This is a genomic window from Polaribacter staleyi, assembly GCF_038024045.1.
In the GTDB taxonomy this organism is placed as follows: Bacteria; Bacteroidota; Bacteroidia; order Flavobacteriales; family Flavobacteriaceae; genus Polaribacter; species Polaribacter butkevichii.
In genome coordinates, this window is the sequence record NZ_CP150665.1 from 3,478,400 (window position 1) to 3,501,518 (window position 23,119).

Genomic DNA, 23,119 nt, shown 5'->3' on the forward strand with positions numbered 1-23,119 from the left:
AGTTAATTATATTCCAAAATTATTGATATATACACTATTTATAATGCAATTATTTGCGATAATACCACGCAAACGTTTGCGGGAACGTTTGTTTTTACTATTTTTACGAAAACGATGTATTTTGAAAAAAGAGGTTACTACACTAAAACAACTAGCTCAGATGTTGAATTTATCTACATCAACTATTTCTAGAGCTTTAAATGATCATCCAGATATTAGTCCTACTACTACAAAGAGGGTAAAGGATTTGGCAAAAAAGTTAAATTACATGCCTAATATCTTTGCAAAAGGGTTTCGATTACATAAAACAAATATTATTGGAGTTATTGTTCCTGATATTACATCTTATTTTACTTCTACAATTTTAAAGGAAATTTTATTGCAATCGGAAATGAAAGGATATAGAGTTATTATTTCTGAATCTAATAATGATATACATCGAGAAAAAGAAATGTTATTAACGATGTTACAGTTTGGTGTGGATGGCATTTTAATGTCTTTATCTAAGAATACGATAGAAGTAGACCCTATTTTATATGCGTTAAATCAAAAACCATTAGTGTTATTTGATAAAGTGTCTAATAAAGTTCCGTGCACTCAAATAATTATTAATGGAGAACAAGCTGCTTTTAACTCTGTAGAACACTTGATAAATATTGGTAAAAAAAGAATTGCAATTATTAAAGAATTTGAGCATTCTTATAATTCAGAAAGACGATTTCAAGGATACTTAAGAGCACTAAAAACGTACAATATTCCTGTTGATGAAAAACTAATTTTAAGTACTGATGATATTTCGTTAAAAAAAGGAAGACGATTAACAAGTCAATTAATTAGTTTAAAAGAAAGACCAGATGCCATATTTTCTATTACTGATACGGCTGCAGTAGGAGTAATACAAACTCTAAATAAATTTAAGATTAAAATACCTGAGGAAATTGCGGTAGTAGGTTTCAGTAACTCTTTAAATTCTACCATTATAGAACCTAATTTAACTACTACAGACCAACCGGGTAAAAGAATAGGAGAGATTGCTGTAGAGTATTTAATTAGAGAAATTCAAGAACCTCAAAATTATCTTAGTAGTAAAACGGTAGAAATTAAAACCAATTTAATAGTTAGAGCTTCTACTTTTTTGCCTGATTAAATAATTATTTACTTAAAAGTTGAGGTAGAAGCAGTAATAGAATAAGAGCAAGTACAATAAATATAGAGGTAGCTAATGGTTGCCATATTTGTTTTTTTTGGAAGGCTAAGTCTTTTTCTATATGCTTATTCCAAAAATACTCTGTTAAAATTACATATCCAATAAGGTTGAACAATAGCGTAATAAAAAAGGTTTTAGGTAGATAGTTTAAAATAATAGCAGATAAAATGGTGTACACAATTCCAAAAGTAAGAGTTTGAATTCTTGCTTTTGGTTTGTTCATTTCTTTTAAATTCTGCATTAATAGAAATGCCCCGAAAATGGTGGAAAAGAAGATGGTAAAACCTTGTATGGCTTTTTTAGAATACAAAAAAGGTAGCTCTAATTCTTCAAAAGGGCTTTCGTTATTTTCTTTTTTTTCTGTAGAAATGACAGCGTTAACTGCATCACTTTCTTTTAAAGTTTCATCAACAGAAATCGCTGTTTTTTCAATTAAGTTTCTGTTTTCTAATTCCCATATTACTGCTTGTATAGCTTCTGCGGTATAATTTTCTTTTTCATTAAAAATAGTCTCTAACTCTTTGTTAGATTTTTTTGACATATTTTTTGTGAAACTATTTGTTCTCATTCTTTTTTAGTAAATTTATGCAGTAACTTCTATCAATTTATTTCTATAAGCTGTTAATAGTTTAGATTTAGATATAAAACCAACATATTTTCCGCCTTTAACAACAGGCAAGTTCCAAGCACCACTTTCTTTAAATTTTTGCATAACTTTAGCAGTGCTATCGGCACTTAATATTACTTCTGGTGCACTAGTCATAATATCAGAAACTCTCATTTTATCATACATCGTTTGATCAAACATTACAGGTCTTACATCATCTAATAAAACAATTCCCATAAAATGTTGTTTATCATCTAAAACAGGGTAAATATTTCTGCTAGATTTAGCAACGTTTTCTTTTAGTAATTCTCCTAATGTTTTTTTAGGTTTTGTAGCTATAAAATCTTTTTCAATAAGCGTATCAATATCTAAAAACATTAATACATTTTTATCTTTATTATGGGTTACCAATTCGCCTTTTTTAGCTAATTGTGCCGCATAAATATTATGAGGTATGTAGCGTTTAGTGATGATAAATGAGATAGAACTAACAATCATTAGCGGAATAAACAACTCGTAACCACCAGTAATTTCTGCAATTAAAAAGATAGCGGTTAAAGGTGCCAATAAAACACCTGCCATAAGACCTGCCATACCAACCATGGCAAAATTGATTAACGATAATTTGTGTCCAAAAAAGTTTGTATAGTTTACAAAAAGGGCAAAAACATAACCAGTTAAACTACCTGTAAATAGTGTTGGTGCAAAAATACCACCAATTCCTCCAGCACCAAAAGTTAAAGAGGTTGCTACTATTTTAAAGAGAATTAACCCTAATAAAAATAAAATAACTAGGTAAATATTATCAGAAATAGAATTAAAAATATTATTTTCTACTACTGCCAAGATATTTCCTTTTAATACATTATTGATGGTTTCGTACCCTTCTCCAAATAATGGCGGAATTAAAAAAACCAGTACACCTAAAGTAACACCTCCTACTAATAGTTTTTTATAAGGATTGTCTAATTTTTTAAAAATATTTGCAATGGCAAAATAGACTTTACTAAAATAAACTGATATTAAAGCCGTAAAAACACCTAGAGAAATATAAAATAGTACATCATTAAGCTCAAACTTGTCTTGTATGTTAAAGTGTAGTAGTACATCATCTCCTAAAAAGAAATAAGAAGTTAATACAGCTGTAATAGATGCCAATAATAACGGAATCATAGAGGCCAAGGTTAGCTCTAGGCTAAAAATTTCTACAGCAAAAACAATTGCGGCAATTGGCGCTTTAAAAATAGAAGACATTGCTCCGGCTGCAGCCGCACCTATTAATAAGGTTTTGGTTGTTTGGTTTAATCTAAAAAGTTGAGCAAAGTTAGAACCTAATGCGGCACCTGTTGCCACTGTTGGTCCCTCTAAACCAACAGAACCACCAAAACCAACCGTAATTGGTGCGGTAAGAATAGAAGCCCACATTTGATGTTTGGGCATAATCCCTTTTTGTTTTGAGATGGCATATAAGGTAGATGGAATTCCGTGTCCAACTCTTTTCTTTATAATAAACTTTACTAAAAAGAGAACTATGAGTAGCCCAATGATTGGAAAAATAAAATAAAAAGCACTATGAATTTCTGCTATAAATTCCCCCTCTAATAAATGTTGAATTAAGTGGGTTGCATTTTTTAGTGTAACGGCTCCTAAACCGGCTAATAATCCAATAACAGCACTTGCTATGTTGGTAAATTGTTTGTTAGAAATATTTCTATATTTCCACTTTAGGATTTTTCTGTAAATATCTTTTGTTGTTGGCATTTTACTTTGTAATCAAAATATCGGTTCCTAAATATGTATTGTTTTTATTATAGTACCAAGCTCTATTTTTGGGCATTTTAATAGCATTAATGGTTTCTAAACCAGAAAGCAAAATATACTCTCCGCTATCTTTTTTCTCTTTAAAAAATTGGTATACTTCCATGGCATACGTTTTTGGATTAAAATAAAAGTACCAAGTATCTTTGCCTATTTTTTTAGCATAGGTAACTTTTAAAACCAAATATTCTTTTCCTTTAAATTTTTTCTTTTCTACTTTTTGATGAATGATGGTTCCTTGATCTTTTAATTTCATAGGCAAACCGTACAAATAAGTATAATAATTTTTATACATGTTTGCACGTTCAGTATTCAGATTAAAATTCTTTTTAATTTCTTCTGACGGATTTTTATCTTCATTAAAAATAAAACTAGAAATACCTTTATTTACAGTATATTCGGTTGTAATGGTGTCTCTAATTGCTTTTACAGAAAAGTACTCTTCTGGCAAATTGATATAGATTTTACTTTTTCTAGGAGATCGTTTTGGAGTTTCCATTATTACAAAAAGCTCGCCTTTAAATTTCTCCCAATTTCCGTTTGGATCATGAAATTGAATTGCTTTTTCTAACAAATCATTTCCTGTAAGTTCCTGTGAATAAGAAATAAAAGAAACCAAAAGCAATAAAAGTATCATTGCGTTTTTCATTTTCTAAATTTAATAAAAAATCCCGCATTTGCGGGATTTAAAATTTTTATGCTTGTATATCTAAGCGTAAGCTTAATTCTTTTAATTGATCATCGTCTATAAATGCAGGTGCATCTATCATTACATCTCTACCAGAATTATTTTTAGGGAATGCAATAAAATCTCTAATAGTTTCTTGTCCGCCTAAAATAGCAACCAATCTATCTAACCCAAATGCCAAACCACCGTGAGGAGGCGCACCATATTCAAAAGCATCCATTAAGAAACCAAATTGAGCTTTGGCATCTTCTTCAGAAAAACCTAAATGTTTTAACATGGTTGCTTGCATTTGTTTATCGTGAATACGAATAGAACCACCACCAATTTCGTTACCATTTAAAACCAAATCGTACGCATTTGCTTTTACAGCACCAGGATCTGTATCTAACAATTCCATTTGCCCAGGTTTAGGCGAAGTAAATGGGTGATGCATTGCATGATAATGCCCTGTTTCTTCATCTAACTCTAATAATGGGAAATCAATTACCCAAAGAGGTGCAAAAACTTTAGGATCTCTCAAGCCTAAACGTTCTGCTAATTCCATACGTAAAGCAGATAATTGAGCTCTTACTTTGTTGGTTTCTCCAGATAAAACACACACTAAATCACCAGGTTTTGCACCTGTTATTTCTGCCCACTTCGCTAAATCTTCTTGATCGTAGAATTTATCTACAGAAGATTTGAAGGTTCCATCTTCGTTTACACGCGCATAAATCATCCCTAAAGCTCCAACTTGCGGACGCTTTACCCACTTAATAATATTGTCTATTTCTTTTCTTGTATAAGCGTTTCCTCCAGGAACAGCAATACCAACCACCAATTCTGCGCTATTAAAAACACCAAAATCTTTATGTTGTGTCACTGCGTTTAACTCACCAAACTCCATTCCAAAACGGATATCTGGTTTGTCATTTCCATACAAACGCATGGCATCGTCATATAACATTCTAGGGAATTTCTCCACTTCAACATTATTTACTTCTTTTAGTAAGTGACGCGTTAAGCCTTCAAAAACATTTAAAATATCTTCTTGCTCCACAAACGCCATTTCACAGTCTATTTGTGTAAATTCTGGCTGTCTGTCTGCACGTAAATCTTCATCTCTAAAACATTTTACAATCTGAAAATATTTATCCATTCCACCAACCATCAACAGTTGTTTAAAGGTTTGTGGAGATTGAGGTAACGCATAAAACTGACCTTCATTCATTCTACTAGGCACCACAAAATCTCTTGCGCCTTCTGGTGTAGATTTAATTAAATAAGGCGTTTCTACTTCTATAAATTCTTGGTCAGAAAGATATTTTCTAACTTCCATTGCCACTTTATGACGGAAAATTAAACTGTCTTTAACCGGATTTCTTCTAATGTCTAAATATCTGTATTTCATACGGATATCTTCTCCACCATCGGTTTTGTCTTCAATAGTAAAAGGAGGCGTAACAGATGCGTTTAAGATTTCTAATTTAGAAACCAACACTTCTACATCTCCAGTAGGCATTTTAGAGTTTTTAGCTTCTCTGTCAATTACAGTACCTGTAACCTGTATTACAAACTCTCTACCTAAAGATTTTGCTTTTTCCATCATTTCTTTTGGTGTACGCTCTTCATCAAAAATTAGTTGCGTAATTCCGTATCTATCACGTAAATCTACCCAAACCATAAAACCTTTATCACGAGATTTTTGTACCCAACCTGCTAAGGTTACTTCTGTGTTTATGTGCGATGCTCTTAACTCGCCGCAAGAATGACTTCTATACATTTCTCTTTGTAAATTTGCTTCCGCAAAGCGGAAATCCTTAAAAATTGTTATCCCGAACTTGTTTCGGAATCGAAGCTGCAAAATTAATCATTTTCTATTTAATATGATGTTTTTGGGCGTTCATTTCTAAAGAGAAATGCCCCGCTTTTCGCACTCGCTTTTTTTTAACAAAAAAGAGCTCAAACAAATGCTACAATCGGTAACGCAAAATCCGTTTAATACCTTTAAATATTTGAGTATAGCTATTATTTGTTCTCAGAAAAATAAATAGAAGTTTACAAAAAAGAAGGCTTTAATTTTTCCCTGAAAAAAAAATAGTAATCTAAAACAGACGTTGAGGTGTTAAAAAAAGTTTCTAATAGACTTAACCAAGCTCTAGATTCTAAAATAAAAAGGTATTTTTTTGACAGGATAGCTATCATGTTTGTTAGATTCAAGTTCTAAGTACAACTTTTGCAAAAGAAATTTCTATAAAACCTAAGTAAAAAAGTGCAAGAAATAAAAGAATATAGCTTTTTAGTTTTATCTTTGAAAAAACAACTCAGTATGAGACTCTTCTATGTTTTTTTGTGTGTTTTATTGCCTTTTTTCTCACTGTTTTCTCAAAAAAAGAACATTAAAATTGATAGCGCTTATCAAGTACTAAAAAATACACCTAGTTCTATTAAAAAAGTAGATGATTTAATAGATTTATACAAACAATCTATACGTCAAAAAGAAATAAACAAAACTATTTTAGAAGATGCTTTAACTATTTCTAAAAATATATTTTACATTAAAGGAATAGGTGTTTGCTATGATAGAAAGGGAATTAATGCTCGTTACGAGCAAGATTATAGCAGTTCTATAACCAATCACAAAAGAGCGTTGTCTTACTTAACTCAAACTACAGATACATTATTAATATTAATCTGTTTAAATAATTTGGGAGTTACTTACAGAAAAGTGAATTTAGAAAAAGAGGCCTTTAATTATTATTTTGAAGCTTTAAAACTTTCTGAAAAATTTAAAGATAAAAGAAGTGAATCAATTGCTTTAAACGGTATAGGAAATGTTTTTATTGATACACATCAATATGATAAAGCGCTTTATTATTTAAGAAAAGGAATTCAACTCGAAAAAGAAAGAAATAATAATAAAGGACAAGAATATGGGTATGCCAATTTAGGAGAGATTTTTATAGAAAAACAACGCTACGATTCTGCTTATTTTTATATTGACAAAGCTTTAGATTTAGCAATTAAATACCCAAGAAAAGAAGGTGTTGCTATTAAATACACTTTGTTCGGAAAATTGTATCAAAGAAAAGGAGATTATAAAAAATCTAACGAATATTATTTTAAATCCATACCGCAATTAACCACGTTTAAAAATACCCGGTATTTAAGTAAGAGTTGTTTAAATATTGGAGTTAATAACCTTTATTTAAATGAGTTTAAAGAAGCAAAAATATATATTGATAAAGGATTATTTAAAGCAAAACAAATAAACTCTAAAGAAAATATTTTATTGGGGTATGAAACATTAACGGATTATTATTCTAAAACCAATCAATTTAAAAAAGCGTTAAATGCACAAAAGCAAGTATTGGCTGTTAGAGATAGTATTTTAAATGAAGCATCGCAGAAAAGCTTTATAAGTACTCAAATAAGTTACGAGTCTTCTAAGAAAGATACTAAAATACAGTCTTTAGCAAAAGCAAAAAACGAAAGTGATGATAAAGCAAATTCTAACTTTTGGCTTTTTATAGCAACTGCAATTATTGGGCTAATTAGTATTCTTGTTTTATTTTTATTAAGAAGAAATAAAATATTAGAGTTAGAGCAAAAAAATACAGAGATTAAAAATTATTTACTTCAAATTAAAAAGCTTAAAACAAGCCATCAACAAGAGACTTCTTTCTCTAAAAAGGAGCTAAAAGAATTTGAATTATCTAAAAGAGAGGTGGAGGTGCTAAAACATATTTCAAACGGACTAAGTAATGCTCAAATTGCTGAAAAAATGTATGTTTCTAGTAATACCATAAAAACACATATCTCTCATATTTACACTAAATTAGATGTAAAAAATAGAGTACAGGCTATTCAAAAAATTTCTAACTAATTTTTTTACTTTTTTTTTCATAAATCACCCTTTTGGGTGATAGAAATCACCTTTTTTGATGGTCTTTTTTTTCATTTCTACCCCTAAATTTGGGGTATAATTTAAAACTAAATGAAAATGAAAAATGTAAAAAGAGTACTCGTATTATTGTTAACCGTTTTGTTGTTTAATGTTTCTTGTTCAAGCGACAATAATGATGGAGTAGATGGTATTTGTGAAGAATACAGTGCCGAATTTCAAACTACTTTAAAAAAGTATAGTGATGCTTATAAGTTGCAATATGAAAATCCATCAACAGTAAACTGCAACAATGTAAAAAAGGAAGCGCAAAATGTTATTAATTTTCTAGAAAAATTAAAAGAATGCATTCCTGCTTCAGAAAAAGAGAGTGTTAATGAGTTGATAGCAGACTTAAAAGAAACATTAACAGAGTCTTGTGAAGAGAATTAAAAAAGGACTTTTAAAATTGTAGATGTAGCTAAAATAAATCAAATAGCAAATCTTCTAAAAACAATAAAAACTTAACCGTAAGATTCATAGGAGATTATAGCAGTGTTAAGGTTACAGACTTTAAAGTAGAAGTTATTGCCGAACTAAATATTATAGCAAACCCGCTTTAGTAAAACTATTGTTTAGGCACTTAATAACATAAAAAAACTATACAAAAAAGGAAATTATCATACTTCCAAATCTTCTAAAAAATCAACATTTAACTAAAATTGAAATTGTGAGGTTAATTCAAAATCCTTATACGAATAAGAATACATAAAAAAATGAAAAATAATGAAACAAGTAGTATCAGATGAAAAGATATAAACAGCTTCTAGAGTTATGAAGTTATTACGCAAAAACTAAAATAATTATTAATTTAAAACCTTTATTATTATGGCACTTACTATAAAACACAAACCGGTAAATAAGATGTATAAAGTCTCAAAAATGAGACCAAAACAACTAAAATTAAAAAGTAAATCACCGTCATTAAAAACAAAAGTTGCTCCAAAATTGACGAAAAATTTTGGGAATTTAACTAAAAAACAAATAAGTTTCTTAAATGAGGTAGAGAGTTCTCAGCCGCAACCAGAGAATACTCATTTGCTACCTGGGCTACATTTTTTAGGGTGTGGTTACAACATTTTTGGTTCATACGCAGATGAAAGCGCAATTTTAGAACGTTTAATTGATCCTAACAAAGTAAAACAATGGGGTACAACACCACAAGGAAGTATTACTTATGCACATTGGCCTTTTGTAAAATTTATGAAGAAATCTAAAGCGCTTTCTGAAACTTTTAGCGGTAAAACTTTAGATAGTATGTGTAAAGAAATAACAAAAAAAGCAGGATTGTCTGGCTCTTATTGTGGTTTTCAAGGTTCAGTAAATTTAGATACTTTTAAATCTGTTTCTAAAAGTTACTACCATGAGTGGTTTAGAAAGTTATCAGTAATACAAAAATGGCAACTAACCATAGATACACCTACTCGAATACGACAATACCTTTATACGGATGTTGCAAATGCTATAAACAATTGGGATCCAATTAAACTTTTTGAAAAATACGGACTCTATTTTACCGATGGCGTTATTTTAGGAGGGCGATTTAGTTATACTTCTGCTATTGATACGTATGAGTGGGCTTCAAAAGATGAAATGAATTTAGCAATTAAAGCTAGCTATCTTTCATTTGTTAGTGCATCTGCAAGTATTTCTAGTTCTACCACACAAAATAAATACGAATCTAGTTCTGAAATTGAAATAGAAACTGTTGGAGGTGATAATTTAATTGGAGGTGATAGTATTTCAAACCGTCAATCATATTTAAATTGGAGAAACTCGGTTACAGATGAAGAAATTACGCTTATAGATTTTCCTAATAATCGAGGCTTAACAGGAATTTGGGAATTAGCTAGTTCTTATAACAGAAGGTCTTTTCTTCATCAAAAAGCCTACGAATATGGAAAACAAATGGAAAAAAAATATGGATACAGCCCATTAGGAGCTAAAAAACTAGTTAATTATGTTATTAAAATAAAAACCGGGAACTCTAAATACGATGATACAGATGCAAAAGTTTTAGCTCGTTTAACAGGTATAGATAGATTAGGAGTAAGACGTGTTGGTATGTGGGAAAATTTAGACACCGTTAAAGATGATAGAGAAAGAGGACATACAGATGAACATCTTATTCATAAACACGAGGACTTGGGAGAATTAAAATACATAGAGCTTTATCATACAGAAAAAAAAGATGCGTGGGTTTGTGAATGGGTAGAGGTTAAGAACAGTACCAATGGAAAAACGTATGCCGCTAGGGTTAATAAAAAATTCAAAAACAATATGTCAAAAATATTGCTAACTGAAGAGTAATTTTAAGTTAAAACTCGCTTAAATAAAATGTTTAAGCGAGTTTAATAAACAAAAATATAGTTACTATGAAAAATTTAAGCATTTTAATCGCATTATTAACTGTAACCATATCTTGCAATAGAAACAGTACTAAATCTGCTGATAATTTATCAATTAAAACAGAGCAACAAGCCCTAAAATTAAAACGATATGAAGTAGAATCGGGAATTATTAAATACAAAATAACTATAAACGGAAGTGTTTTGGGGAGTGAAATTTTGGGAAGCGGAATAGCGTCTTTATATTTTAAAGATTGGGGAAATTTAGAGCTTGTAGAAGAGGAATCTACCAGAACAACAAATACAACTGTTTTTCATAAAAAAAATACAGATATAGTGGCAACACATACCATGTCTAAATTAAATAATGGCGAGAGTTATTCTGTAGATTTTAATAGAAAACAAATTTTTTTAAAACGTGATATGGCCATGGAACTTCATAAAAAATTTGTAAACGGAGACGTTAACAAAGTTGGAGTGAAAATGTTAGAAGGCATTGGGGGAAAATTAATAGGTAACGAGAAGTTTTTAGGATATGACTGTGAAGCTTGGGATATACACGGTGCTAAACAGTTGATGTATAAAGGTGTTGTATTAAGATTAGAGATGACCATGATGGGAGTTAAAACGGTTAAAGAAGCCACTAATATTCAAATTAATACCCGTGTTGACTGTTTTGACCCCTATAAAACAAGAGTAATCTTTTAAATTTCGATTATTAATTAAGCTGTTAAATTTTTCATCATAATTAGATGTTTATCTGTATTCCATTTTTCCATTGGGGTTATACGTCCCAACAATCCGTGAAGTCTTCTATTGTTATAAAATTTCACGTATCGTTTTAATATTTGCTCTATTTCACCAAAATATTGATAGTCGAACCTTTTAAAAACTTCTTTTTTTAATATTCCGTGATACGCTTCTATATGTGCATTTTCCTCAGGTGTTGCAATGTGTGTAAATTCTTGTTGTACTCCGATTAAACCTAAGTATTCACGTACTCTTTTAGCTATAAATTGGCTTCCATTATCACTTCTAATAACTACATTATTGGGGTAATCATAATCTTGAAACAACTCAGATAGTAATGTAATAACGTGATGCTGTTTAATGGTAAAAGAAAAATAGTCTTTTAGTATTCTACGAGTATGAACGTCTATGACCGAGAGTAAATAAGCATTCTTTCCTACACTTGGTATCCAAACCATTTTTATATCCATTTCCAGGCATTCTAAGGGCTTAGAAGTGTGAACTTTTCTGAACTTTACAAACTTGCGTCCTGAACCACTTCTATCTATCCTATTATCTAGTTTGAGTAAGCCTTCTTCTTTCATAATTCTATATAGTTTTTTATGATTTATAGTGTACCCCTCTCTTTTTAAATAGCTGGTCATTAATCGATAACCACAATCTATAAACTCATGCTGTAAAATTTCTTTTATAGCTGCAACTACATCGTTTTGTAATACAAAGCCTTTGGTCTTATGAAAAGTTTCTTTAGTTGGCTTATTTCCTTTTTTACCACCACTAGGTTCTCTGTAGTAACTACTCTCTACAATACCTACCATTTTTAGGATTTTTGTTTTGCTACACTTATATTTTTTATAAATTGCATTGACTAAATCTTTCTTGGATCGGACGTTCCAAACTTTTTTTTTAAAAGTTCTCGTTGTACTTCAAGCTCAATTTCTCTATCACTTAATAATTTTCTTAAAACTCGATTCTCTTCTTCTGCCTCTTTAAGTTCTTTACTCTTGGTATCATAAGTTACCTTCAAACCTGCTTCTCCTTTGTGCTCAAACTTCTTTCGCCAACTGTAAAATGTTCCAGTGCTTACACTGTATTTTCGGCAGGCTTCTACAATACCTATTTCTTCTGAAACTGATAGAATTTCTAACTTCTGTTCTAATGTCCATTTCTTGTATTTCATATCTCAAATATATTAGTTTTGAAATTTAAAATATCACTCCGAACTATTAAGGGGCTAAACTATTGACGATAGTCATTTTAAATTGCCAAATTTTCCGATTATAAAAGAAGAGGGGTTTATGGATAATGAAGAATATGAAGATGAGGTGGAAAATATGGATGCAAAAATGATACAACTTAGTAAAATGTCTTTTGAAGAATGGAAAAAAATGGCTTTGGCAGATAAAGAGAATGAAGACATACAACAAATGAGTAATCAAGAACTCCGTCAGACTTACAATATGATGCAAAAAGTAATAAAAATGCAACAAGAAAAGTAAATATATATTAAATAGTTTTTTTTGCTTTTAATCTGCTGGTTATTTGTGTTTTAGGATAAAAAGGCTACCTTGTAAAGGAAATGGAAATAGATGGTTTTAAAGAGCTTTAAAGTTTTGTTTTTAAATATATTATAGATTTAAATTGGTGTGTAAAACTGAGTAAGTTCTAAGTTTAATCATTAAAAAAAAATTAATTATGAAAAAAATAATAATCTTATTTATAGTTTTTGTTTATAGTTTTTCGATAAACGCTCAAAAGTCTAAAATTATCGGAAGTTGGGTAATCACAAAAGTAGAAACACCAAATAAAATGCAAAATCCATATATGTTGATAGAGTTTGCTAAACGTGGTGAAATATTGATGAAGGGAAAGGAGCTTGCTACTTGGTCTTATAGTAAGAAAAAGAATGAAATTTTGTTAAAATCTGATATGGAAAAAGATTTTAATGGAGTCAATAAAGTTTTAAAACTTACAGATAAAGAGCTGGTGTTAGAAAAAGAAGAGGTAAAAGTAACCTACTTAAAACTAGATTTTGATAGAATAGCCAAAGAAAATGCAGCATCAAACTTAATGGGAGAGTGGAAAATAGAAAATGAGTTAGATGAAGTGCAATTGTTAAAAGTAGAACTTCCGGATGCTTTTACATTCATCAAAATTTCCTCAGGAGGTAGATCAACCTTAACTTCTAAAGGTACTTGGGTTTATAATGCTAAAGAAAAACATGTTTTATTTATAGGGAGGTCAAAATTATTAAACGGAAAAAGCATGATAAAAGAGCTTTCGGAAGATAAATTTATTTTCGAAAAAGAGGGCGTAAAATTTGTTGCTAATAAAGAAAAAGGACCAACAGAGGTGGCGCATTTAACTTTTAATGTTGCCAGTTTTCCTAATAGGCAAAGCGATATTTCTCCTTGGACAGATTTTGAGGCTTTATTAAAAGGACTAGAAAATGTAACTTATTTAAAATATAGAGAACGTAAATTAATACCAAATACAAAAAGTTTTCAAGACAATATTTTATTATCTAAAGTAGATGTAGATTTAGAAAGGAAGAGTATCAATCTTACTAACCTTAGTGTTTCTAGTAAAGATACTACACAATACTCAGAGAGTTATAAAGGAGGCTTATTAAATATGCATAACAACTTTTTTCCACAAAAAGAACCAGGGCCGTTTAGAATTGTAAAAAAAGAAACGATTAAAGTACCAGCAGGAGAATTTGAATGTAAGGTTGTGGAAGGCTTTGATGGTGAAAGCAAACTTAAATTTTGGATGGTAATTGATAAGCCAGGTGTGTATGCTAAAATAATTCGTGAAGATTTAGATATTTTTAATCATAAAAAGTATTCGGTAACCGAATTAGAAGAAATAAAATAACAGCAAAAAGGAGCTACCGTATTTTTTAAAAAAGAATCCTATTTTTTATCAATTCATTTACTAAACTTACAAAAGAGTTTTACACAATTCTTTTGTAAGTTTGTATTTATGAGCGTAATTAATCTTCAAGATAAATTAACATTATTTTCAGATCATTGGTCACCTAAAAAAGTAGGCGAATTAAATGGTCAACAAATTTTATTAGCAAAACTAAAAGGTGAGTTTGTTTTTCATAAACATGATTATGAAGATGAACTTTTTATGGTTATAAAAGGCTCTTTAGATATTGAGTTACGCAACAAAACAGTCACTTTAAAAGAAGGTGAATTTTACATTGTACCAAAAGGAGTAGAGCATAAACCAATAGCAGAAGAAGAAGTTCATATTGTATTGTTCGAACCTTTAAGCATAAAACATACAGGTGATGTTATTGCAGATATTACTGTAGAAACCTATCCATCAATTTAACAATAATTAAGTATCAATATTTCAGCAAGCTGATAATTGATAACTGATAACTGAAATAAAATGAGTAAATTATATTTAGTGCCAACACCCATAGGTAATTTAGAAGACATGACTTTTAGAGCTGTACGAATTCTAAAAGAAGTAGATTTTATTTTGGCAGAAGACACGCGTACAAGCGGTAAACTCTTAAAACATTTTGAAATTGCTACTCAAATGCACAGTCACCATATGCACAATGAGCATAAGTCTGTAAAAGGAATTGTGCAAAGAATACAAAACGGAGAAACTTGTGCCTTAATTTCAGATGCTGGTACACCTGCAATTTCAGATCCTGGATTTTTACTAACAAGAGCCTGTGTAGAAAATAATATAGAGGTAGATTGTTTGCCTGGTGCTACGGCTTTTGTCCCAGCCTTGGTAAATTCTGGTTTACCTAATGATAAGTTTGTTTTTGAAGGTTTTTTACCTGTAAAAAAAGGAAGACAAACTCGGTTTTTATTATTAGCGGAAGAAACAAGAACGATGATTATTTACGAATCTCCACATAAATTAATAAAAACATTGGGGCATTTTGTAGAATATTTTGGAGCAGATAGACAAGTTTCTGTTTCTAGAGAATTAACAAAAATGTTTGAAGAAACTATTAGAGGAACTGCAACCGAAGTTTTAGCACATTACACAGCAAAACCCCCAAAAGGTGAAATTGTTGTGATTGTAGAAGGGAAGTCTTCTAAATAAATTATTGATTACATAAAACCCCAATAAATAGAATTTCTATTTATTGGGGTTTTACACAAAAACAACTGATTGATTATATCTTTTTGGTTGTAATTATAATTACACCATTTGGCGAGTTGTATTTTTTTACTGCTTTTTCACCTTTTATAACTTCCATTTTTTCAATAGTATTAGGACTTATAGTATCTAATGTTTTTCTATCTGTAACTTTACCATCAACAATAACCATTGGTGCGTTTTTATCGCTAATAGGATTATTCTTTTTCTCTATTTTAAGGTTCGAAATTCCAGTTGCTTCTAACTTTTTTGTTTTTATTAAAATAACACCATTTGGTGCATTGTATTTTTTTAGCGCTTGTTCTCCTTTTACAACAGATACAGACGCTATTTTATTTTGATCAATTAAATCCATAGGAAAATCGAATACTTTACCATCAATATAAATAGTGGGCTTAGCACCTTCTTTTAACTTTACATAAATATTTTCTTTTCCTTCTTTTTGCTCTTCCTGAGCTGTAATTACTGTTGACGATAACAACGCTATAATAGCGATAAATAATATTTTTTTCATTTTTTATAATTTAATATTAATAATTATTTTTACTGGGTTTATTTTGTTTTAGTGTAGACAATTATTAAATCACTTTCAATAAGTACTCTTATTGGCTGTACTTCTTGTTTTGTAAACATATTTTTAGCCTCGTTTAGCAAAGCTTCTTTTTCTCCATAACTCAAACCTTTATCACTTATAGTATTTATATAAAGTGTACAGATTAATAAAATAGATGCTGCGGCAGAAATTAGTCCAATTTTAAATCTATTTTGTTGAGTAGTTTTTTTATCAAAAGAGTTCCATAAATCTGTATTAAAATTATCTGGAGCAATTTTTTTATTCTTTTTTACATAAGTAGCCACTGTTTTAATGGCAGTTTCAGAATCATCTACGTAATTAAATAAAAACTCTTCTTCTTTTAAAGAACTCGATCCCGATTTATATTTAGCTATTATATCTTTAATATTTTCCTCTTTCATAACTATATGTTTTTTCTAACTCAACACCTATTTGTTTTCTTGCTCTAGAAAGTAAAACCCTAACATGTTCTATTTTAATTTCTACTGCAGCAGCTATTTCATCAAATTCATAGCCATCAATATCTCGCATCATAAAAACTTCTGTTTGTTGCGCTGGTAGTTTTTTAAGTATTTCTTTGATAATAGTATTTAGCTCTTTCCATTCTATATTGGTATGCTCGTTTTTAGATTCTAAAATTTTAAAATAATCTGTAGCATCATCTAATACAAAAGGTTTTTTCCTTAAAACATCTACACAATAATTGCGTGCAGTTAAAAATACAAAGCCATTAATGTTAGGATGCTTTTCTACTTGTTTGCGTTTTTCCCAAAGTTTTAGCATTATTTCCTGAATAGCATCTTCTGCATTTGCAGTACTACCAAGCATACGAGCAACCATTGGAAATAAACGTTCTGATAATGAAAATACATTATGTTTAAAATCTATCTTGTTCATTCTTTTTATATAACGTGGAAACTTATGATTTTATAACAAAGAATGTCCGTTTTTTTTAAATTTGAAGTAAATTACTTGAAACAAGATACGAAAAAAGGTAGTTTATTTCGATGTTAAATGACAATCGAAAAGTAAATAAAAGAAGTTAAAAATAATTAGAGGAACTTTAATCGAAGTTTTAGTGAGTTATAGAGTAGAACCACCAAAAGGTAGAATTGTTGTAATTGTAGAAGAGAAGAAGTAGGTTAATGTAATAATTTATCAATTTTAAAATGTAATGATTTCTGGAAGAGGGAGTTGAGAACTTAATGAAAACCACCTGAACCTGAAAAGAAGTCATAAGTTGATTATTTCTAAGAATTTAATGGTTTTTTCATTTTGGAAAATAAATAATAAAATAAAAACAACTAAAAATAAAATAGCAATAAAAAAGATTGGATGAATTACTTTAAAGATTATCAAACGAATTGATTTATAAAAGTACTTACCATTTATATTTGAAAGTATATAAATTGACTTCATAACTATGAATTTTTAGTCTTTTTATGATTCCAAAAATATTTTGGGCTAGTATTTTCTTCAAAGCTTTCAATTTCTTTAATTGTTGCTTTAGGAAATAATAACTTTAAAGAAATTATTCTTATAAGTTTCCCGAATTTTAAAACTCCCAAAAGACTACAAATGGCAGTTATGATTAAATATGTTTCCATAATTTTTAATTTTATTTTGCTAAAATATTTTTTTCAATATTAATTTTTAAGACATGAAAAAGACTATTGAGATTCAGCTTCATATTATATATATGCTTTTTATTTTAAATGAAATGTAAATTCATAATTCCACATCTAATAAATATGTTTTTATTACTTATTTTTATTGTGAATAAAGGGTAAGTTTTATGAAATAAAACTTAGAATACCTTTTGAAAAACAACTTTATATCTAAAAAAAATGATAATCCAACAATTCCTTACCAAATTAAAATCAAATCCAACAGCAATTAATTTTGCAGAAACTATGCAAGTAATTGATGATAATTACAATTTTACGCCAACTACTTTTACAAACGGAGATATTAAAAATAACGAAGGCGAAAATTCTGGTTCTTGTAAGTTATTTGCATTTGCAAAACATCAAAAATTAAGAAAAGAAGAAACGTTATTTTGTTTTGGTGAACATTATAAAAATGTTTTAGAAGATGAAAATGGAGATTCCCATCAAAATATTAGAAACTTTATGAAGTTTGGTTTTGATGGTCTGTCTTTTGATGGAGATGCTTTAGAATTGAAAGCATAAACTTGTTTTAGAATCTGTTTGTCATTTCGAAAAGAGCTTTTCGCGATTGAGAAATCTCATGTTAATTTTTTTACACAAATGCTGAAATTTTTATCAGAACAACAAAGAAAGATAAGTTTTAAAAAATGCAAAACCTTTTATCAGAAATAAAACAATGTACAATTTGTGAACCTTATTTAGATTTGGGCGCAAATCCTGTGGTTAGTGCTCATCAAAATTCTAAAATTATTATTGTTGGGCAAGCACCAGGTACTAAAGTGCATGCCTCTGGAATTCCTTGGGATGATGCAAGTGGAAAGCAATTAAGAAAATGGCTAAATGTTTCTGATGAGGTTTTTTACGATGTAGAAAATTTTGCCATTGTACCTATGGGATTTTGTTATCCTGGAAAAGGGAAAAGCGGAGACAAGCCACCCAGAAAAGAATGTGCACCAAAATGGCATCAGCAATTATTTGATAAAATGCCAAAACTAAAACTGATTATTTTAATAGGAATGTATGCGCAGAACTATTACTTAAAAGATACCATAAAAAGGACGCTTACAGAAACAGTAGATAATTATCCGGTGTATTTACCTAAATATTTTACACTTCCGCATCCATCACCAAGAAATCGTTTTTGGTTGACTAAAAATCCTTGGTTTGAGCTGAATGTTATTCCTGAATTACAGAAAAGAGTTGCTGCAATTATTGAATGAAAATTAGACTAATATTTTTATTTTTCGGTTTTCAACCTTTTGGTATAAAATATTGAAGAATTTTTTTCTTTCAACTGCTGCATCACCAGAAAGATTATTAGAAAACTCTAATTGTATTTTTAAATGTTGTTCAATTTGGTTTGTAGTGTTTTCATCACTTACTTTAAAATAACTTAAATTAGTGTAGGGTACAAATACCTTTTTGTGAGTATCTGTTTTCATAAGTACTGTGTTTAGTAATGAAACGAGATTATTATGGTATAAATGATAACTGTTTTCGCTATTATTTCTTTTTTGATTTCCTGCTTGTTTTTCAATTAAAGTTAAAGATTCAATTAAGCTATCTGCAATACGCAATGATTCGTCTTTGGTTGTAAGTCCTATTTCAAAAAAGTACTGAATTTGATTTAAAATATTGTCTATGGTAGAATCACTCCAAATTTCTATTAGAGAAACTTTGTCGTATTTACTTAAAAAAGTAGTATAATTTTTCAGTACTTCTGCAGATGGATTAAAAGAAGAAAATGGAAGTTTTTTTATGTCAACATCACTACTAGACATATTCATTAGAGCATAGATTCTAAATTTAGAAAAATAACCGTTACCAGCATGGTAAAGAGGATAATCTTTAAGAGAATTAATAATTTGTGCTCCTTTAGAATCTAAAATATTTTCAATTTCTTTTATCGATTTTTTAAAAAAAATATGTAAAAAATTATCTGAAATTATATTGTGTGTTTTTTCTACAATAATTTTTTGAACATCATCTTTTGTTTCAACTAATAAAGTGTTTAAATTTATATTGTAATGATTAGATAGTTTTAAAGTTTCTGTTAAGTTTAAAGGGGTTTTTCCTTTAATTCTTCTATAGGCAGCATCATAATTTAAGTCTAAAACATCAGAAATGTCATCAATAAGTGACACATTTTTAGGGAGTCTTAGTTTTATGAAATTAAATAATTTCTCTTCTACTTTTATCATAAATTTTTTAGTTCTGAAATTATACAAAATTATAAATGAAATTTTGCATAATTTACAATAGTATAACAATCTTATTTTATTATTTTTGATTGTTAAATTTGAAGAGGTTGGGGGACCTTAATAATTTATTTAGCCTTCTCATTTTAAAAGATGAGAAGGTATTTTTTTGTATAATAAGACAAGTTACATTTTTTATTTGTGTTTACCAACTTCAAAACCGTGTTTTCCTAAATATTGATTTCCACTTTCTATAGCATCTTCTTCTAGTGTGGTTCCCATAGAGTCATTCCAACGATTTAAGTATCCGAAAAGAGAGATAACTCCCAACATTTCTACAATTTCTCCTTCATCCCAATATTTATATAACTCGTCTTTAATTTTAGAGTCTACAGCATTTGGTACCATAGAAGCAGCTAATGAAAAATCTAATGCAGCTCGTTCTGCATCAGAAAAAGAAGGGTGTGTCTTATATTCCCAAATATTATCTAATTGCTCTTGTTCTGCTCCATATCTTTCTGCAGCTCTAATAGCGTGTGCCTGACAGTATCTACAACCTGTAGCATTACTAGATACCCAAGCAATCATTCTTTTTAAAGCGGAGGTAACCTTACCTTCATTGGCCATTACAGCTTTGTTTAAGTTAATAAAAGCTTTAGAAATTGCAGGTCTTCGTTGCATTGTTAAAACAGAATTTGGGCAAAAGCCTAATGTTTCATTAAAAAATAGGGCTAATTCTTTTGTTTCTAAATCGTGTTCTGATGATAGTGGAGTTACTAATGGCATATTTTTATTTTAGATTGTATAGATTTATTTAATTTTAGACTTAACTTATAAGTGTTTTCTTATTTTTGTAAGAAAGAAGCACAATTTACTATTTCAATTTTAAAAATCTATAATAATATCAACTAATATGGCTACAAATATTGTAACAACTACCTGGAAAGAAATTATGCAATTCGAATCTGATAATCCGAGTGGGTTAAATTTGACGATGGATGCTGGAGAAGAAAGTGGAGGAGAAGGAAAAGGGTATAGACCAAAAGCTTTAATGTTGGCTTCTTTGGCAGGTTGTTCTGGTTTAGATGTAATTTCTTTGTTAAAGAAAATGCATGCGGAAGTGGCCGACTTTAAAATAGATATTACTGCCGAGTTAACAGAAGAACATCCTAAGTTTTATAAAAAAGTAAAAGTTGATTATCATTTTAGTGATACAGAATTACAACCTAAGAAAATACAAAAAGCAGTAAATTTATCTGTTACAAAATACTGTGGTGTTATGGAAATGTTCCGTCAATTTGCTGAGGTAGATATTGAAATTCATTTGCATAAAATTGAGCTTTAATTAAAAAAGAGCTATGAGATGGACGTTAAAGCCAAAGCCAGATAAGGAAAAAGTTGAAAAATTAGCAGAAGAGCTTCAGGTTGATAAAACCATAGCTGATATTCTTTGTCAGAGAAATATTGAAACATTTGATGATGCTAAAAATTACTTTAGACCAAGTTTAGATGAAATTCACGACCCTTTTTTAATGAAGGATATGGATTTGGCTGTTGCAAGAATTGAAAAAGCCATTGCTAGTAATGAAAACATTTTGGTTTATGGCGATTACGATGTAGATGGTACCACGGCTGTGTCTTTAGTTGCGTCTTATTTAAAAACGATTTACCCCAATATTGCAACCTACATTCCAGATCGATACGCCGAAGGTTATGGCGTTTCTTATATGGGAATTGATTTTGCACACGACAATGATTTTTCTTTAATTATTGCGCTAGATTGCGGAATAAAAGCAATTGATAAAGTGGCGTATGCAACCAAAAAAAATGTCGATTTTATTATCTGCGATCACCATAAGCCTGGTGATGAAATACCTAAAGCAGTTGCCGTTTTAAATGCAAAAAGAGAGGATTGTACATATCCTTTTGATGAGCTTTGTGGTTGCGGAGTAGGGTTTAAATTAATTCAGGCATTGGGCGTTTCTAGAAATCAAACGATAGAAGATTTTATTCCGTATTTAGATTTGGTTGCTACCGCAATTGCTGCGGATATTGTACCTATGAATGGAGAAAATAGAGTTTTAGCTTATCATGGTTTACAAGTAATTAATGAAAGTCCTAGAAACGGAATTAAAGCCATTATTCATCAAACCAAGAAATCTGAATTAACAATTACTGATGTTGTGTTTACCATTGCACCAAGAATAAATGCTGCAGGTAGAATGAAACACGGTAATTATGCGGTAGAATTACTAACTGAAATGGATTTTGATGCTGCGGTTGAATTTGCTGCTGCCATAGAAATTTTTAATGCTGATAGAAAAGATTTGGATAAGAAAATTACAGACCAAGCATTAATTCAAATTATTGATAATGATGAAGAAAATAGGTTTACTTCTGTAGTTTATCAAGAAGATTGGCACAAAGGTGTTATTGGTATCGTAGCTTCTCGTTTGATAGAAAAATATTACAGACCTACTTTAGTCTTTACCAAGAGTGGCGATAAATTAGCTGCTTCTGCGCGTTCTGTAAAAGGTTTTGATGTGTACAATGCGTTGCATGCATGTGAAGAGTTTATAGAGCAATTTGGTGGTCATAAATATGCTGCAGGTTTAACTTTGTTGCCAGAAAATTACGAGAATTTTAAAAATAAGTTCGAAGAAGTTGTTAGGGAAACTATTGATAAAGAGTTGCTAACCCCAGAAATTTCTATAGATGCAGAAATAGATTTGTTAGATATTACACCTAAGTTTTTTAGAATTATTCAGCAAATGGCACCTTTTGGACCAATGAATATGCGACCTACTTTTAAAACAAGTTGTGTAAGAGATAATGGTTACGGAAAACAAGTTGGAGCAGATAAAACACATTTAAAATTAAATGTTTTTCAAGGCGATAATAAACAGACTTTTAATTCAATAGGTTTTGGTTTAGGCGATAAAATGGAGTTTGTTCAAAACGATTTTGATATTGTGTACGCTTTAGATGTAAACGAATGGAATGGTAATACATCGATACAATTGTTGCTGAAAGATTTGAAATAAAATACCAAATGTCATTCCGAAATGCCCATTTTTTAGGCTATTGAGGAATCTCGTATTCAATTTTAGACTCTTCCTCATTCTTCGTTCGGAATGATATGCTGTATTTTAATAAATTAAGCTAAATGTTTTTTTAATAAAAAACCCACTCCTAAA

At 29.8% G+C, this 23,119-nt stretch carries 25 protein-coding genes; 13 read left to right on the forward strand and 12 right to left on the reverse strand.

Annotated features, from left to right (window positions below; genetic code table 11):
- Positions 1-121: 121 nt before the first annotated feature.
- The gene (locus WHD07_RS14450; RefSeq protein WP_343328981.1) at positions 122-1,147 is read left to right on the forward strand and encodes a LacI family DNA-binding transcriptional regulator; all 1,026 of its coding nucleotides are present in this window, start codon (positions 122-124) and stop codon (positions 1,145-1,147) included.
- A gap of 4 nt (positions 1,148-1,151) precedes the next feature.
- On the opposite strand, the gene WHD07_RS14455 is transcribed toward WHD07_RS14450, so the two are convergent.
- Genes WHD07_RS14455 through aspS form a run of 4 tightly spaced genes read right to left on the reverse strand, consistent with a single transcriptional unit; the run spans position 1,152 to position 6,082 of the window.
- Complete coding sequence (locus tag WHD07_RS14455) at positions 1,152-1,748, reverse strand: hypothetical protein (RefSeq protein WP_343328982.1); 597 nt, start codon at positions 1,746-1,748, stop codon at positions 1,152-1,154.
- 42 nt (positions 1,749-1,790) lie between these two features.
- Positions 1,791-3,575, reverse strand: a complete 1,785-nt coding sequence (locus tag WHD07_RS14460) for a chloride channel protein (protein WP_343328983.1) — start codon at positions 3,573-3,575, stop codon at positions 1,791-1,793.
- 1 nt (position 3,576) lies between these two features.
- Positions 3,577-4,281: a DUF6503 family protein gene (locus WHD07_RS14465; RefSeq protein WP_343328984.1), complete on the reverse strand. Its 705-nt coding sequence runs from the start codon at positions 4,279-4,281 to the stop codon at positions 3,577-3,579.
- A gap of 46 nt (positions 4,282-4,327) precedes the next feature.
- On the reverse strand, positions 4,328-6,082 hold the full coding sequence (aspS, locus tag WHD07_RS14470; RefSeq protein ID WP_343328985.1) for an aspartate--tRNA ligase: 1,755 nt from the start codon (positions 6,080-6,082) through the stop codon (positions 4,328-4,330).
- Positions 6,083-6,628: 546 nt separating this feature from the next.
- Here aspS and WHD07_RS14475 point away from each other — a divergent pair.
- The 4 genes from WHD07_RS14475 to WHD07_RS14490 all read left to right on the forward strand — a co-directional run bounded on the left by WHD07_RS14475 (position 6,629) and on the right by WHD07_RS14490 (position 11,298).
- Positions 6,629-8,185, forward strand: coding sequence for a LuxR C-terminal-related transcriptional regulator (locus WHD07_RS14475; protein WP_343328986.1), 1,557 nt, complete (start codon positions 6,629-6,631; stop codon positions 8,183-8,185).
- 117 nt (positions 8,186-8,302) lie between these two features.
- Positions 8,303-8,635 (forward strand): hypothetical protein, encoded by a 333-nt coding sequence (locus WHD07_RS14480; protein WP_146105235.1) that lies wholly within the window; start codon positions 8,303-8,305, stop codon positions 8,633-8,635.
- Between the two features lie 489 nt (positions 8,636-9,124).
- On the forward strand, positions 9,125-10,552 hold the full coding sequence (locus tag WHD07_RS14485) for a PLAT/LH2 domain-containing protein (protein ID WP_343328987.1): 1,428 nt from the start codon (positions 9,125-9,127) through the stop codon (positions 10,550-10,552).
- Positions 10,553-10,617: 65 nt separating this feature from the next.
- The gene (locus tag WHD07_RS14490) at positions 10,618-11,298 is read left to right on the forward strand and encodes a hypothetical protein (RefSeq protein WP_343328988.1); all 681 of its coding nucleotides are present in this window, start codon (positions 10,618-10,620) and stop codon (positions 11,296-11,298) included.
- Between the two features lie 14 nt (positions 11,299-11,312).
- Here WHD07_RS14490 and WHD07_RS14495 read toward each other — a convergent pair whose 3' ends face one another.
- Positions 11,313-12,200 (reverse strand): IS3 family transposase, encoded by an 888-nt coding sequence (locus tag WHD07_RS14495; protein ID WP_343330977.1) that lies wholly within the window; start codon positions 12,198-12,200, stop codon positions 11,313-11,315.
- An 8-nt stretch (positions 12,201-12,208) separates the two neighbouring features.
- Positions 12,209-12,520 (reverse strand): transposase, encoded by a 312-nt coding sequence (locus tag WHD07_RS14500; protein ID WP_343328339.1) that lies wholly within the window; start codon positions 12,518-12,520, stop codon positions 12,209-12,211.
- An 82-nt stretch (positions 12,521-12,602) separates the two neighbouring features.
- On the opposite strand from WHD07_RS14500, the gene WHD07_RS14505 reads away from it, so the two are divergent.
- The 4 genes from WHD07_RS14505 to rsmI all read left to right on the forward strand — a co-directional run bounded on the left by WHD07_RS14505 (position 12,603) and on the right by rsmI (position 15,423).
- On the forward strand, positions 12,603-12,839 hold the full coding sequence (locus tag WHD07_RS14505; RefSeq protein WP_343328989.1) for a hypothetical protein: 237 nt from the start codon (positions 12,603-12,605) through the stop codon (positions 12,837-12,839).
- Between the two features lie 196 nt (positions 12,840-13,035).
- Positions 13,036-14,217 (forward strand): hypothetical protein, encoded by a 1,182-nt coding sequence (locus tag WHD07_RS14510; protein WP_343328990.1) that lies wholly within the window; start codon positions 13,036-13,038, stop codon positions 14,215-14,217.
- 108 nt (positions 14,218-14,325) lie between these two features.
- Positions 14,326-14,685 (forward strand): cupin domain-containing protein, encoded by a 360-nt coding sequence (locus WHD07_RS14515; RefSeq protein WP_343328991.1) that lies wholly within the window; start codon positions 14,326-14,328, stop codon positions 14,683-14,685.
- A 60-nt stretch (positions 14,686-14,745) separates the two neighbouring features.
- The gene (gene rsmI / locus WHD07_RS14520; RefSeq protein WP_343328992.1) at positions 14,746-15,423 is read left to right on the forward strand and encodes a 16S rRNA (cytidine(1402)-2'-O)-methyltransferase; all 678 of its coding nucleotides are present in this window, start codon (positions 14,746-14,748) and stop codon (positions 15,421-15,423) included.
- A gap of 73 nt (positions 15,424-15,496) precedes the next feature.
- Here the strand turns inward: rsmI and WHD07_RS14525 are convergent, their stop codons facing one another.
- From WHD07_RS14525 to WHD07_RS14540, 4 genes are all read right to left on the reverse strand, one after another.
- Complete coding sequence (locus WHD07_RS14525) at positions 15,497-15,994, reverse strand: hypothetical protein (RefSeq protein WP_343328993.1); 498 nt, start codon at positions 15,992-15,994, stop codon at positions 15,497-15,499.
- Between the two features lie 38 nt (positions 15,995-16,032).
- Positions 16,033-16,455 carry a hypothetical protein gene (locus tag WHD07_RS14530; protein WP_343328994.1) on the reverse strand — a complete coding sequence of 141 codons (423 nt, stop codon included), beginning with the start codon at positions 16,453-16,455 and terminating at the stop codon, positions 16,033-16,035.
- Complete coding sequence (locus WHD07_RS14535; RefSeq protein WP_343328995.1) at positions 16,436-16,951, reverse strand: RNA polymerase sigma factor; 516 nt, start codon at positions 16,949-16,951, stop codon at positions 16,436-16,438. The genes WHD07_RS14530 and WHD07_RS14535 overlap by 20 nt, the downstream gene beginning before the upstream one ends.
- 524 nt (positions 16,952-17,475) lie before the next feature.
- Positions 17,476-17,661 carry a hypothetical protein gene (locus tag WHD07_RS14540; RefSeq protein ID WP_343328996.1) on the reverse strand — a complete coding sequence of 62 codons (186 nt, stop codon included), beginning with the start codon at positions 17,659-17,661 and terminating at the stop codon, positions 17,476-17,478.
- Positions 17,662-17,901: 240 nt separating this feature from the next.
- Between WHD07_RS14540 and WHD07_RS14545 the strand changes: the two genes are divergently transcribed.
- Together WHD07_RS14545 and WHD07_RS14550 are read left to right on the forward strand one after the other, a co-directional pair.
- Complete coding sequence (locus WHD07_RS14545; protein ID WP_343328997.1) at positions 17,902-18,246, forward strand: HopJ type III effector protein; 345 nt, start codon at positions 17,902-17,904, stop codon at positions 18,244-18,246.
- A 125-nt stretch (positions 18,247-18,371) separates the two neighbouring features.
- The gene (locus WHD07_RS14550) at positions 18,372-18,944 is read left to right on the forward strand and encodes a uracil-DNA glycosylase family protein (RefSeq protein WP_343328998.1); all 573 of its coding nucleotides are present in this window, start codon (positions 18,372-18,374) and stop codon (positions 18,942-18,944) included.
- A gap of 3 nt (positions 18,945-18,947) precedes the next feature.
- On the opposite strand, the gene WHD07_RS14555 is transcribed toward WHD07_RS14550, so the two are convergent.
- On the reverse strand, positions 18,948-19,925 hold the full coding sequence (locus tag WHD07_RS14555) for a helix-turn-helix domain-containing protein (protein ID WP_343328999.1): 978 nt from the start codon (positions 19,923-19,925) through the stop codon (positions 18,948-18,950).
- A 192-nt stretch (positions 19,926-20,117) separates the two neighbouring features.
- Entirely contained in the window at positions 20,118-20,708 is a 591-nt protein-coding gene (locus WHD07_RS14560; RefSeq protein WP_343329000.1) for a carboxymuconolactone decarboxylase family protein, read from the reverse strand.
- Between the two features lie 127 nt (positions 20,709-20,835).
- Here WHD07_RS14560 and WHD07_RS14565 point away from each other — a divergent pair, with 127 nt between their 5' ends.
- On the forward strand, positions 20,836-21,267 hold the full coding sequence (locus tag WHD07_RS14565) for an OsmC family protein (RefSeq protein ID WP_343329001.1): 432 nt from the start codon (positions 20,836-20,838) through the stop codon (positions 21,265-21,267).
- 13 nt (positions 21,268-21,280) lie between these two features.
- Complete coding sequence (recJ, locus tag WHD07_RS14570; protein ID WP_343329002.1) at positions 21,281-22,966, forward strand: single-stranded-DNA-specific exonuclease RecJ; 1,686 nt, start codon at positions 21,281-21,283, stop codon at positions 22,964-22,966.
- The last annotated feature ends 153 nt before the right edge of the window (positions 22,967-23,119 follow it).

Excerpts from the sequence above, each read along its gene's own strand:
- WHD07_RS14555 (WP_343328999.1), bottom strand. The coding sequence starts at position 19,925 with ATGATAAAAGTAGAAGAGAAATTATTTAATTTCATAAAACTAAGACTC.
- WHD07_RS14540 (WP_343328996.1), bottom strand. The coding sequence starts at position 17,661 with ATGGAAACATATTTAATCATAACTGCCATTTGTAGTCTTTTGGGAGTT.
- rsmI (WP_343328992.1), top strand. The coding sequence starts at position 14,746 with ATGAGTAAATTATATTTAGTGCCAACACCCATAGGTAATTTAGAAGAC.
- WHD07_RS14525 (WP_343328993.1), bottom strand. The coding sequence starts at position 15,994 with ATGAAAAAAATATTATTTATCGCTATTATAGCGTTGTTATCGTCAACA.
- WHD07_RS14485 (WP_343328987.1), top strand. The coding sequence starts at position 9,125 with ATGAGACCAAAACAACTAAAATTAAAAAGTAAATCACCGTCATTAAAA.
- WHD07_RS14455 (WP_343328982.1), bottom strand. The coding sequence starts at position 1,748 with ATGTCAAAAAAATCTAACAAAGAGTTAGAGACTATTTTTAATGAAAAA.
- aspS (WP_343328985.1), bottom strand. The coding sequence starts at position 6,082 with ATGTATAGAAGTCATTCTTGCGGCGAGTTAAGAGCATCGCACATAAAC.
- recJ (WP_343329002.1), top strand. The coding sequence starts at position 21,281 with ATGAGATGGACGTTAAAGCCAAAGCCAGATAAGGAAAAAGTTGAAAAA.
- WHD07_RS14515 (WP_343328991.1), top strand. The coding sequence starts at position 14,326 with ATGAGCGTAATTAATCTTCAAGATAAATTAACATTATTTTCAGATCAT.
- WHD07_RS14565 (WP_343329001.1), top strand. The coding sequence starts at position 20,836 with ATGGCTACAAATATTGTAACAACTACCTGGAAAGAAATTATGCAATTC.
- WHD07_RS14490 (WP_343328988.1), top strand. The coding sequence starts at position 10,618 with ATGAAAAATTTAAGCATTTTAATCGCATTATTAACTGTAACCATATCT.
- WHD07_RS14510 (WP_343328990.1), top strand. The coding sequence starts at position 13,036 with ATGAAAAAAATAATAATCTTATTTATAGTTTTTGTTTATAGTTTTTCG.
- WHD07_RS14465 (WP_343328984.1), bottom strand. The coding sequence starts at position 4,281 with ATGAAAAACGCAATGATACTTTTATTGCTTTTGGTTTCTTTTATTTCT.
- WHD07_RS14530 (WP_343328994.1), bottom strand. The coding sequence starts at position 16,455 with ATGAAAGAGGAAAATATTAAAGATATAATAGCTAAATATAAATCGGGA.
- WHD07_RS14545 (WP_343328997.1), top strand. The coding sequence starts at position 17,902 with ATGATAATCCAACAATTCCTTACCAAATTAAAATCAAATCCAACAGCA.
- WHD07_RS14460 (WP_343328983.1), bottom strand. The coding sequence starts at position 3,575 with ATGCCAACAACAAAAGATATTTACAGAAAAATCCTAAAGTGGAAATAT.
- WHD07_RS14480 (WP_146105235.1), top strand. The coding sequence starts at position 8,303 with ATGAAAAATGTAAAAAGAGTACTCGTATTATTGTTAACCGTTTTGTTG.
- WHD07_RS14560 (WP_343329000.1), bottom strand. The coding sequence starts at position 20,708 with ATGCCATTAGTAACTCCACTATCATCAGAACACGATTTAGAAACAAAA.
- WHD07_RS14535 (WP_343328995.1), bottom strand. The coding sequence starts at position 16,951 with ATGAACAAGATAGATTTTAAACATAATGTATTTTCATTATCAGAACGT.
- WHD07_RS14500 (WP_343328339.1), bottom strand. The coding sequence starts at position 12,520 with ATGAAATACAAGAAATGGACATTAGAACAGAAGTTAGAAATTCTATCA.
- WHD07_RS14475 (WP_343328986.1), top strand. The coding sequence starts at position 6,629 with ATGAGACTCTTCTATGTTTTTTTGTGTGTTTTATTGCCTTTTTTCTCA.
- WHD07_RS14550 (WP_343328998.1), top strand. The coding sequence starts at position 18,372 with ATGCAAAACCTTTTATCAGAAATAAAACAATGTACAATTTGTGAACCT.